Origin of the sequence: Psychrobacter sp. S4(2024) (genome assembly GCF_036861305.1) — a bacterium.
Classification (GTDB): Bacteria; Pseudomonadota; Gammaproteobacteria; order Pseudomonadales; family Moraxellaceae; genus Psychrobacter; species Psychrobacter cryohalolentis.
On sequence record NZ_JAZAQR010000003.1, the window covers coordinates 66,287 to 78,319 of the forward strand.

Sequence of the window (12,033 nt, forward strand, 5' to 3'; positions counted from 1 at the left end):
TGTCTTTGAAGCGAGCTGATAAGAGGAAAGTTAATAATAGATAGGCAAGCAGTCAAATTAGAATTGACGCCAATTAAGCATCGTTTGGCTCTTCTGTTACTTTAGTACTATAAGATGTGTTGGGTTTGTCTTTGACCAACCTGACTTTATTGGCTGTTTTTTTATTAACGATGGGCTTAGAAGTTACGCCAAAGACTTTTTTGTGTCTTCTTACGGCTAAAGCATCCGCTGCCGCTTTTTCTTCTGCTAATGCCTGCTCATGCAGATTTTTATAGACGCCTATTGTCTCATCAATCATCTCACGCATGGTAAATTTGTTGGTCATCTCAGGGCGAGTCACACTTTCTAACTGATTGCGCACCGCTTTGCACAGTGCGTTGGCATTGTATTTTCTGACCAAACCTTGCGGATAGAGTGGGCGCAGAATTTCACTAAATGCCGCTTGATCCCAGCCAATGACAGGCGTACCCAAATGAATGGCTTGTAAGGCATTGATACCGATAGATTCAGGCTGATTGGCAAGTGCCATGACGACATTGGCCGCTGACAACCACTCACGCATATCATTACGTTTGCTGCCGACATAAGTGATACGATCGGCTAATCCCAAAGTATTGCTGCGTTGACGAAAATCTTCATGGGCGACATCGCCCGCGCGATAATCATCATCCATAATAATGGCATGGATATTAGGGAATTGCTCTTGAAGATTGCCCAAGATATCAATCAGCCATTCTTGACCATATTCCTTACCGATGATGGTTGGAAATACCAGCCATTTTTTATTCTCAAGCTCAGGGTATTCAGCAAAAGTATGACGTAGCCAATATACTGATGGATTATGACGATAAGGATAGCGACGCGTATCAACACCGCGGTAGATACGTTTAATGACTCTGGGGTCCAGCTCCTCACGGCGCAGCCCTTTTTTTAAGTAATCAGTCACACTATCAGACACAGTAATAATGGTGTGAACATCAAGTAAGGCTTGTGAGTATTTATTGATAGGATAGAAGCCATACATGGTTGATACCAGTTTTGGTCGACGTTTTACCCGTGCACGGCGCAGCGCTAAATGCAGTACCCATGCCGGTGTCCGCGAATGCACATGGATGATATCAGGGTCATATTTTTCAATCAGACGGCGCAGTGGCGCGACCTGTAATAAAGACAGCCAAGATTTTTTGTTCATATATAACTGGTGATAATGGTTGCCATCACGCTTTAGGCGTCTGACCAAGTCATTGTCTTCACTGGCACTAGAGATAATAATTGAGGTATGCTCGTTTTTGACCAAAGCACGCCCAAGATGAAAAATACCGCGCTCGGATTCATCATGCTTCAAAGACGACAGTAAACGCATAACTTTCATAATGGCGTGGGTCACTATTAGAGGAGATCAAGCTGCTATTGTCAGTGAAAAGTGCTGAAAACTCAACCACCAAGATAAAAAGATAGCATGGGACGATGACTATTATTTGTCGTCAATAAATACAGGTAATATAAATGACAGTAATCAAATATTTAGCGCTGTTTTTTGAGGTGCTGCGCATTTGGCAGGACTTGTTTTTCACTCAAGTATTTCCAATAGCGCTGCGGTAAGTATTGCTTGTGCAAACGTGGATTTTTACGCTCTTTGATATTAACGTTGGTAAAATAACCTTGCCAAAAACGCTGATAACGTTGCTCATCTTCGCTATGAATGCTGGCAGGATTGCGCAGTACTGCCTCATCAAGCTCAGTAATGGTTTGCAGGGCTGCGGGGCGCTTGGGCGTGCTTCGGCTTTTGTCATAATAAATACCATAGCCACGCGCCAAATCATAAATTGCCCAATGCTGATCTTGATAACGCTGACGAAAATGCTCCCCAATCAAAGGCAAAACATTAAAATCCGGCTCAACACGGGCAAAGTAAATGTCTTCAACTGTATGCTCAAAGCGTACAAAGGCTTCCATGCGGTGTTTTTCACGACCGACAGACTTGACCGTTTGCACGAGCTCTAAAACATTGAGATTACCCAAATCATCCATGATATGGCGACTTGGGTAGTTAATAGCGTATTTGACCACTTGAAACAATGTGCTACCAATATTGTCTTTTTCTGACAAAAAACCCCAAAGTAAATTTCGCATACCCGAGCGACCTAGGAGTTGATTCAACTTCGTAAGTACTCGTTCGGCATGGTTGGCATTGGTCTCTACACTAATGGCGTGAGCGAGTAATGACGGCACATAATAGTCCTGCGCAATAAGCTGTAGCGATGTATCGTCCTGTAAGTGATTGGAATAGACGTAAAATACTGCACTGAGCCACCCCTCAAAACTTGGCTCATAAAGTACAATACTGGGCGTCAATTGACCCAGCTGGTAGTTTTGATTTTTGGCAAGTTCTGACAGTGATTGCGACATTATTTGTCCTAAAATAACTTCATGATAGTAGCTAAATTATCAATAATTTTAATATTTAAAACAAAGCCAATTGCCCACTGCGTTGATCTTTAAATTTCGTCTGCGTTTGCGCCAGCACATATTGACGAAAGTTATCACGGGTTAAGTGTGCGAGATGCTCGTTTTTACCAGTAGTCGCAATGAAGTATTTGGCACGATTGACCGCCGCGCCCATTTTCTTCAAGTGATAAAGTGTCAGCTGATTAAACTTGCGGGCTTTGACTATTTTTTTAGCCGTTTTTGTACCGATACCGGGAATACGTACAATCATCTCATAACTTGCTGTTTGGATATTGACCGGAAAATGCTCACGGTGGCGGATTGCCCATGCTAACTTTGGGTCGCAGTCCAAATCTAAAAATGGCGAGTCCGGTTCAACGATTTCGTGCGCACCAAAACCATAAAAACGCATCAGCCAATCCGCTTGATAGAGACGATTTTCGCGTATCATTGGCACAGGCGTACCGATAGCTGGCAGGCGACTGTCAGATAACATTGGCACATAGCCAGAATAGTAAACTCGTTTTAAATCATAGTGTTTATAAAAATGACTCGATAGCTGAATCACTTGCAAGTCGGTCTCGTTACTTGCGCCAACAATCATCTGGCTAGTCTGACCTGCAGGCACAAATTTCGGCGCTTTTTTATGCGTTTTACGGCTCTCACGAATGGTGATGATTTCTTCTTTGACCGTCTCCATCGGTGCTTTTAATTGTTCGTGAGATTTTTCTGGTGCCAGTAACGCCAATCCTGATTTAGTCGGAATCTCAATATTGACGCTTAAACGGTCAGCATATAATCCAGCTTCTAATAATAATTCTTTTGAGGCTCCGGGAATGGTCTTTAGATGAATATAACCATTAAAACGCTCACGGGTACGTAATATCTTAGCGACCTCAACCAGTCGCTCCATCGTATAGTCGCCACTTTTAAAAATACCTGAGCTAAGAAACAGGCCTTCGATATAATTACGGCGATAAAACTGCATGGTCAAATCCACCACTTCTTCGACACTAAAAGCGGCACGCGGGGTGTCATTGCTTTTGCGCGAGGTGCAATAAGCGCAATCGTATATACAATGATTGGTCAGCAGGATTTTCAGCAGGCTGACGCAGCGACCATCTTCGGTATAGCTGTGACAAATACCGGTTGCTGAGGCATCGCCAAGGCCACCGCCTTGGTTTTTCCGCGTACCAGCGGAGGATGAGCAAGAGACATCATATTTAGCAGCGTCCGCTAAAATATTGAGCTTACCTTGTAGTCGTTCATAATTGATGGTTGCCATAAGCGGTATTTACCATGTCAGTAATGAAAGACTATTTTAGCAAAATTAGCGTTAAGTCATTGTATTTATGAGTAAAATAGAAATCATAGACGACAACTGTTGTCGTCTATTCTGAGCTGCACTATACGATTATAAAAGCGCTTAAACTTGAAGCAATATAGTCAATGAAAAGTAATATCGATACATTGAGTACTGCTAGTATTAATTTTGCTTGCTTGCTTGCTTGCTTGCTGTGCCTAGGTAGACAGAGGCTGCAAAAAAATTATACTAGCAGTACCGTAACGTTTTTAAGGTGTTTTGACTATGGTTTATGAATAGCCACAAAAAAGGCCTTGCCGGCTAGAGACTTAGCAAACAAGACCTTTTATTAGTTTTAGTATTTCTTAAGTTTCAATACTATAACTTCACTGCCGTATTTATTGAACTTTAGCGCGTATCACGACAGTCTGTGCAGCTTTAGGACTAAGATTTACTAAGTTCCATTTAAGACCTGAGTAATTTTCTTTTACCACTACTGTATTGCCAACTTGTTGGATAGTTTGATAGCTATCGCCACCAGTGGTCGCAAGCGTTGGTAGTGGACTGTTCAATGACACCATTCTGACGCCATTTGGCAAAGAAACCATGGCATTGATATCAGTCACTGGTTGCGCTGTGGTATTGGTATAAACGGTATGATACTCAATCACATCACCAGGCGCGATATGGTTGGCAGGTACTGCAACTTCACGTCCATCGCTATTTTTCAGGATTTTCATGACCTTAGTTTGCGCATTGACCACATCAGGCGTACTAAAAGTTGGTTTGAGCTGCAAGGCTTCTATAGAAGTAATTGTTGTCACAGGGGTAGTGATCACCGGTGCATTGATTACTGACGTATTTATGACTGGCAGCTGAGTTGCTGTGGTTACAGGCAGTATTTGAGTCGTCGGTAATACTTGAGTGACAGTACTGGTTGGCACTGCGATGACATCAACACGACTGCTTTGATTGGTTATTTGGTTGGTCACCGGTACGCTAGTGACAGTCGCACTACCTTGAGTGACGACAGTATTACTAACACCATTACTGGCTACTTGGCGAACCACGTAGCGCGGTACATTGGTAACCTGCGTCACAGCAAACGGCATGCCATCTTGCATACCAATGCTATTAGGCGTAGCAGTAATGACAGCTGTTTTACCATCAGAATACTGCTCGACCACGGTGGTACTACCGCCCGTAGAAGGTAGAACGGTCACTTCAGTGGCGGCATTGGCAGCAGACATAGCCATAACAGTGCCTGCCAACAGTGCGGATACTGCCGTGAATGTAGCTGTTTTTTGCATCACAACGAATGAGCGATTAATACTGGTGGTCATAATAAAGTCCTTTAAAATGATAATAAGTAACACAAAAATAGAGAACACTTAAATAAGAAAGCCCAGATAAGAAAACCCCCGTTAATTGACGCTGCAGGGGAGGTCAAATAACGGGGGCAGCATTACTGATAATAGTAGTAAATAGCCAGACGATAAAAGCTATCTGTCAAACCGTCCTATCAAACTATTGATTTATCCGTGATTATTTTAATTAGTTGCTAAGCATACACTTAGCAATCTCAACTCAACAATTATGCGCTAAAACGAGTTAGGTAGAAAAGCAGCGTTGTGTAACTGCTATCCTATAAACGATGACTTTTTGTGTGGTTTACTTTATCTAATTTCTTAAGAAAGTTACTATTTGATTCACTACAAAAGACGACTATATTAATCGTAAATGACTTTCATAATTTCGTATTCAACCACACCTTTTGGGGTTTCAATACGTGCTTCATCGCCCTCAGATTTACCAATCAAACCACGCGCAATCGGTGAGTTAACAGAGATTTTACCGGCTTTGAAATCCGCTTCGTCGTCACCAACGATTTTGTACTGCTTTTCTTCTTCAGTGTCCATGTTTTCGATAACGACGCTGACGCCGAATATCACACGGCCATCTTTTGGTAACGTCGTAGGATCAATCACTTGCGCACCGCCAAGTTTGGCTTCGATATCACGGATACGAGCTTCACAAAATCCCTGCTGTTCACGCGCTGCATGATATTCAGCATTTTCTTTCAAATCACCATGTTCGCGTGCTTCAGCAATAGAGGCGGTGATGCGAGGACGGTCAATACTTTTTAACTGTTTTAATTCGGCTTCTAAAGCCGCATGTCCTTGCGGAGTCATGGGATAACGTTGCATGTTTTTTTCCTTAAACCAATAACACGGGCACCATCTCCTACTCTTAGTGAATAGTGAGATGGTGTCAGAGTTGTTGCAATGGGTATAAAATAAAAAAAGAATAATGATGCAGACAGCGTAACCAGTCAGGTCGCTATCATTCATTGATATCAATTCAATAATCTGGGTGTTTAAGCTTACGTAATAAAAAGCATAGTCGCAGTTTAGCCACTATGCTTTTTAGGTCTATCATTTAAATTTTATTTCAAGCATGGTCTACATTATTAAACGCTACACTATGCTCAAATAAGCTCCTAGGCAAGCCTAACGGTTATGCTTAATCTACTGAAATTATTCAGCCAAGTCAATAGAGCTATACAATAGACTTTGCTTGCTCATGTAAATCTTGTAATTTATACACCTCAAAAGGTAGGTCAATCGCATAAGATTTACAAACGGCATCTGCTGCGCCCAAAGTCGTGACGTAGAACACTTTACCTTGTAGCGCGCTACGACGGATAGAGAATGAATCCTCTTGTGCCTGCTTACCTTCAGTCGTGTTAATAATAATATCGATTTTGCCGTTTTTTAAGGCATCAACGATATGTGGGCGACCTTCGGTGACTTTGTTAATTTGCTTGCATTCAATACCATTGTCACTTAGTACTTTTTGCGTACCAGTAGTCGCTACAATGTTAAAGCCAAAGTCAATCAGCTGACGAGCGATAGGGGAAATTTGCTCTTTATCGCTATCACGTACTGAAATAAAGACCGTTTTGGTTTCACCTTCAGTTGGCAAACCGGGCAAACGCTCATTACTACCGATAACCGCTTTGTAGAATGCTTCGCCAAAGGTTTTACCCACGCCCATCACTTCACCGGTTGATTTCATCTCAGGGCTCAAGATTGGGTCAACACCAGGGAATTTAGCGAATGGGAAGACCGCTTCTTTTACCGCATAGAATGCAGGAACGATTTCTTTCGTAAAGCCTTGGTCTTTGAGCGACGTGCCAGCCATACAGCGTGCTGCTATTTGTGCTAAAGAAGTGCCGATACACTTAGAGACAAACGGTACGGTGCGCGCGGCACGTGGATTGACTTCTAAGATGTAAACCGTTTCACCTTTTACCGCAAACTGGACGTTCATTAAGCCGACAACACCAAGCTCTTTTGCCATGGCGACAGTTTGCGCGCGCATCACATCGCACAGATCATCAGACAACGAGTAAGGCGGCAATGAACAGGCTGAGTCACCAGAGTGAACACCCGCTTGTTCGATATGCTGCATGATACCGCCAATCACCACATCTGTACCGTCGCTAACACAGTCAACATCGACTTCGATCGCATCGTCTAAGAAACGATCTAATAGAACCGGCGCTTCATTTGATGCTTGTACCGCAGTGCGCAAGTAATGTCTTAATTCATCTTCGTTATAAACGATTTCCATCGCGCGACCACCAAGTACATACGATGGGCGTACTACCAATGGATAGCCAACGTCTTTTGCCTTGACCAAACCATCTTCTAAGCTCGTCGCTAAGGCATTGGTTGGTTGCACAAGATTCAACTGCTGAATCATATGCTGGAAGCGTTCGCGATCTTCAGCGCGGTCAATGGCATCAGGGCTCGTACCAATAATTTTGACGCCAGCGGCTTCAAGTGCGCGGGCGAGCTTCAATGGTGTTTGACCACCAAACTGTACGATAACCCCATCAGGGTTTTCGATACGGACGATTTCTAGCACGTCTTCAAGCGTGATTGGCTCAAAGTAGAGACGGTCAGAGGTGTCATAATCGGTTGAAACCGTTTCAGGGTTACAGTTGACCATGATGGTTTCGTAGCCGTCTTCGCGCATGGCAAGGGCTGCGTGCACACAGCAATAGTCAAACTCGATACCTTGACCGATACGGTTAGGACCACCGCCGATAACCATGATTTTCTTATTATCGGTAGGGTTGGCTTCACATTCGCTATCGTATGTTGAGTACATATAAGCGGTGCTGGTAGCAAACTCTGCTGCACAAGTATCGACACGCTTATAAACTGGATAGACATTTAAGTCCCAACGCTTGGTACGTAGCTGCTTTTGTGAGACGCCAAGCAATTTAGCAAGACGCAAATCTGATAAGCCTTTACGCTTAAAGCTGCGTAAATTATGCTCAGTTAAGCCGCCAAAACCTAACGCTTTAACTTGTGCTTCGGTTTTTACGATATCCTCGATTTGTACCAAGAACCATGGGTCGATTTTGGTTAGTTTGAAAACGTCATCGACGCTCATGCCAATACGGAAAGCATCCGCAATATAATAAATGCGCTCAGGCGTTGGAATGGTTAAGCGATTGGTGATTTCGCTACGCGCTTTTTCAATACTTACTTTTGCTAAGTCAATTTGCTCATCAAAACCATCATTGCCAGTTTCCATGCCGCGTAATGCTTTTTGCATCGACTCTTGGAAGTTACGACCAATCGCCATGACTTCACCAACTGACTTCATTTGCGTTGATAGAACATTATCGGCTTGTGGGAATTTCTCAAAGTTAAAACGAGGAATCTTAGTGACGACATAATCAAGCGCAGGCTCAAAGCTGGCTGGGGTTTTGCCGCCCGTGATGTCATTTTGCAATTCATCTAGGGTATAGCCAATTGCTAATTTTGCCGCAATTTTTGCAATCGGGAAGCCCGTGGCTTTTGAGGCCAATGCTGATGAACGTGATACGCGTGGGTTCATCTCAATGACGACCATACGACCCGTTTCAGGGTTGATACCGAATTGCACGTTTGAGCCGCCCGTTTCTACACCAATCTCACGCAGTACTGCTAATGAAGCATTACGCATGATTTGATATTCTTTGTCCGTCAAGGTTTGTGCTGGCGCAACCGTGATCGAGTCGCCGGTATGTACGCCCATTGGGTCAAAGTTTTCAATGGCACAAATGATGATGCAGTTGTCGTTTTTGTCACGGACCACTTCCATCTCGTACTCTTTCCAACCGATGAGTGACTCATCGATAAGCAATTGATGGTTTGGTGATAAGTCAAAGCCGCGCTCGCAAATCTCGATAAACTCATCACGGTTATAGGCGATACCACCGCCTGAACCACCCATCGTAAATGAAGGACGAATGATGCACGGATAGCCCATTTTCTCTTGGGTCGCAAAAGCTTCTTCCATGGTCTCAGCGGTTTCAGCGCGAGGACATTCAAGGCCGATACGCTTCATGGCTTTATCAAATAAGTTGCGATCTTCTGCCATTTCGATTGAGTCTTTGGTTGCCCCAATCAATTCGCAGTTATATTTGGTCAAGACGCCATGCTTGTCTAATTCCAATGCACAGTTTAGGGCAGTCTGTCCGCCCATGGTTGGCAAGATAGCGTCAGGACGCTCTTTAGCGATGATTTGTTCAACCGTTTGCCACGTAATCGGTTCAATATAGGTCGCATCCGCCATGGTTGGGTCAGTCATAATAGTCGCAGGGTTTGAATTGACCAAGATGACGCGGTAGCCTTCTTCTTTTAGCGCTTTACACGCCTGCGCGCCTGAGTAGTCAAACTCACATGCTTGGCCGATGACGATAGGGCCTGCGCCAATGATAAGAATGCTTTTTATGTCGGTACGTTTTGGCATAGTTAGGGCTACCTTCGTTTGAGTGATATTTTGAGTAATCTGCATTTTAACGATATGTTCAATAACGCTTATCGTGTCTGGCATGGTGCAGCTTGAATCACCATCTGTGCTTCAAGCTTTATACTTATTATTTATGGCTAGGTATTAAGCTTTCGCTGCTGCCATCATATCGGCAAATTTATCGAACAGTGGCGCAGCATCATGTGGGCCAGGGCTGGCTTCTGGGTGACCCTGGAAGCTAAAGACTGGCTTATTGGTCAGCTCAATCCCTTGGTTGGTACCGTCAAATAATGAGCGATGGGTAGATTTAACATTGGCAGGCAGCGTGTCTTCATCAACGGCAAAACCATGGTTTTGACTGGTAATCATAACCGTGCCAGTTGCCAAGTCTTGTACCGGATGGTTGGCACCATGATGACCGGTTTTCATCTTGATGGTGTTTGCACCGCTGGCAAGACCAATGAGCTGATGACCTAAGCAGATACCAAAGGTTGGAATGTCCGTTTCTTCAATAATGTGGCGTACCGCATCGATAGCGTAATCACAGGCTGCAGGGTCACCAGGACCATTTGATAAGAAGATACCGTCTGGATTCATCGCGAGGACATCTGCGATAGGCGTTTGCGCGGGTACGACAGTGACATGGCAGCCGCGGTCAACGAGCATACGTAGGATATTGGTTTTGCTACCGAAGTCATAGGCGACAACGTTGTATTTTGCTTCGACGTGCGTGCCCAAATGCTTAAAGAAGCCGCCTGTACCGCTATCATGGCTACCAGCTACATCGCGGTTAAGTAGGGTGTCTGATAAATCCCAGCTACCGGCGGTCCATTCAAATATCGTCGGTGTACAGCATTCTTTTGCCAAGTCCATACCTTCGATACCAGCAAATTCTTGTGCCAATTTAATCGCTTGCTGTTCATCTTCGCTGCTAATCGTTGTGCCGTTAGAAGCCGTCATGATACAGCCGTTTTGTGCACCTTTATCACGTAATAGGCGGGTCAATTGACGGGTATCAATATCAGCAATGGCGACGGTATTATGGCTCTGTAAATAATCAGTCAGTGACTCTGAGTTGCGGAAGTTTGAGGTCACCATGGTCGCATCGCGAATGATAAGACCTTCAGCCCATACTTGATGACCATTACCAGACTCGACATCTTCAGCGTTGGTACCGGTATTGCCGATGTGCGGATAGGTAAGCGTGACCAGTTGGCGTGCGTAACTTGGGTCGGTTAGGATTTCTTGATACCCTGTCATGGCTGTATTAAATACCACCTCACCGACACGATGACCAAGACTACCGATACTCAAACCGCGAAAAATCGTACCGTCTGCTAGTGCCAAAATTGCTTGTATTTCTGCCGATGAATTCAAGGGTTGCCTCCGCTGTTATTAGTGAGTGCTGTGCTATTTTTTGGTTAAAATAAAGCGCTGCTTTTTTGATTATTGCTATTTAACTGCGGCTAAATAACCATAATAAAAGAGACAGCGCCAAAATTTTTCCACAAAAAAGCGAGAAGACATCATAGATGAAAAGGTACAGGATTCACTAGGTGGTGAATAAGTAACTTACATCATGTCCGCTCGCTTTGGCACAGATTTTGCGCATTATACTAGAGTTTTGCACTAAGGGCTAGCATCTTAAGCTGATGCTTGACTAATAAATTTAAGATGTTTCTTATTTAACCTTCAATTATGAGCAGCCATAGTAGATTTGGCTATAGGTAGTGACTAGGAGGTGATATAAATAGGTATGAAGATTATGATTTATTGATCAAAAATTATAATGTACTGATAAGCCATAGTAATCTGGCGATAAGTTGGTGGCGATATGCAGCTGGTCATCTTGATAGCTTTTCGTCAGATACATACTGCTCGCCATACCTAAGGCAGCGCCTGCCAATACATCGACAGCGTCATGCTCATCGGCTTCAATGCGGCTATAAGCCACAAAACCTGCGCCAATATAGGCAGGAACACTATATTTTAGTCCATAGCGTTTATGAATAAAGCTGGCACCCTGAAAGGCTCTTGAGGTATGACCAGATGGATAAGAATCATCATCGCTGCCATCTGGGCGCTCTTTATCAATCACAGATTTTAGGGCATAAGTGGCTGCAACATTGGTTGCAAATGAATAATAAAATTGCTCTCGTCCCTCTTTATCATCCATATAATAAGTGCTACCGTAAGCAACTGCTGGTATAGCGAAAGATAGAATGTCACCCGCCTTGTCGATATTATCGCTACTACTGGCGTGAGCTGGCATAGCGACAAGCAAGCTGCTCGATAATAAAAAACTACTGGGTAATAAAATGATAGCGGAAGCGTTTTTGCTGATCATTGCGGCAATCCTAAAGAGGGTTTATAGGGCAGATGAATGAAAACCGCATTATACTACAAATGCTTGCTCCTAAATTCAGCGCTCACATATTTACAGGTCAGTTTTATAGCCGATATCTGTC

General features: G+C 43.8%; 8 protein-coding genes. All 8 read right to left on the reverse strand.

The window, feature by feature from the left end; genetic code table 11:
- Positions 1-73: 73 nt before the first annotated feature.
- The 8 genes from VLA57_RS08245 to VLA57_RS08280 all read right to left on the reverse strand — a co-directional run bounded on the left by VLA57_RS08245 (position 74) and on the right by VLA57_RS08280 (position 11,912).
- Positions 74-1,372, reverse strand: a complete 1,299-nt coding sequence (locus tag VLA57_RS08245; protein ID WP_133105333.1) for a glycosyltransferase — start codon at positions 1,370-1,372, stop codon at positions 74-76.
- Between the two features lie 152 nt (positions 1,373-1,524).
- Positions 1,525-2,409, reverse strand: a complete 885-nt coding sequence (locus VLA57_RS08250) for a TIGR03915 family putative DNA repair protein (RefSeq protein ID WP_133105334.1) — start codon at positions 2,407-2,409, stop codon at positions 1,525-1,527.
- A gap of 55 nt (positions 2,410-2,464) precedes the next feature.
- The gene (locus VLA57_RS08255) at positions 2,465-3,733 is read right to left on the reverse strand and encodes a putative DNA modification/repair radical SAM protein (RefSeq protein WP_133105335.1); all 1,269 of its coding nucleotides are present in this window, start codon (positions 3,731-3,733) and stop codon (positions 2,465-2,467) included.
- A gap of 416 nt (positions 3,734-4,149) precedes the next feature.
- Positions 4,150-5,094: a hypothetical protein gene (locus VLA57_RS08260; RefSeq protein WP_133105336.1), complete on the reverse strand. Its 945-nt coding sequence runs from the start codon at positions 5,092-5,094 to the stop codon at positions 4,150-4,152.
- Between the two features lie 387 nt (positions 5,095-5,481).
- Positions 5,482-5,958, reverse strand: a complete 477-nt coding sequence (greA, locus tag VLA57_RS08265) for a transcription elongation factor GreA (RefSeq protein WP_011513174.1) — start codon at positions 5,956-5,958, stop codon at positions 5,482-5,484.
- A gap of 352 nt (positions 5,959-6,310) precedes the next feature.
- The gene (gene carB, locus VLA57_RS08270; protein WP_133105410.1) at positions 6,311-9,565 is read right to left on the reverse strand and encodes a carbamoyl-phosphate synthase large subunit; all 3,255 of its coding nucleotides are present in this window, start codon (positions 9,563-9,565) and stop codon (positions 6,311-6,313) included.
- Between the two features lie 144 nt (positions 9,566-9,709).
- Positions 9,710-10,942, reverse strand: a complete 1,233-nt coding sequence (gene carA / locus VLA57_RS08275; RefSeq protein WP_133105337.1) for a glutamine-hydrolyzing carbamoyl-phosphate synthase small subunit — start codon at positions 10,940-10,942, stop codon at positions 9,710-9,712.
- 400 nt (positions 10,943-11,342) lie between these two features.
- Entirely contained in the window at positions 11,343-11,912 is a 570-nt protein-coding gene (locus tag VLA57_RS08280) for a phosphatase PAP2 family protein (RefSeq protein ID WP_133105338.1), read from the reverse strand.
- Positions 11,913-12,033: the final 121 nt, after the last annotated feature.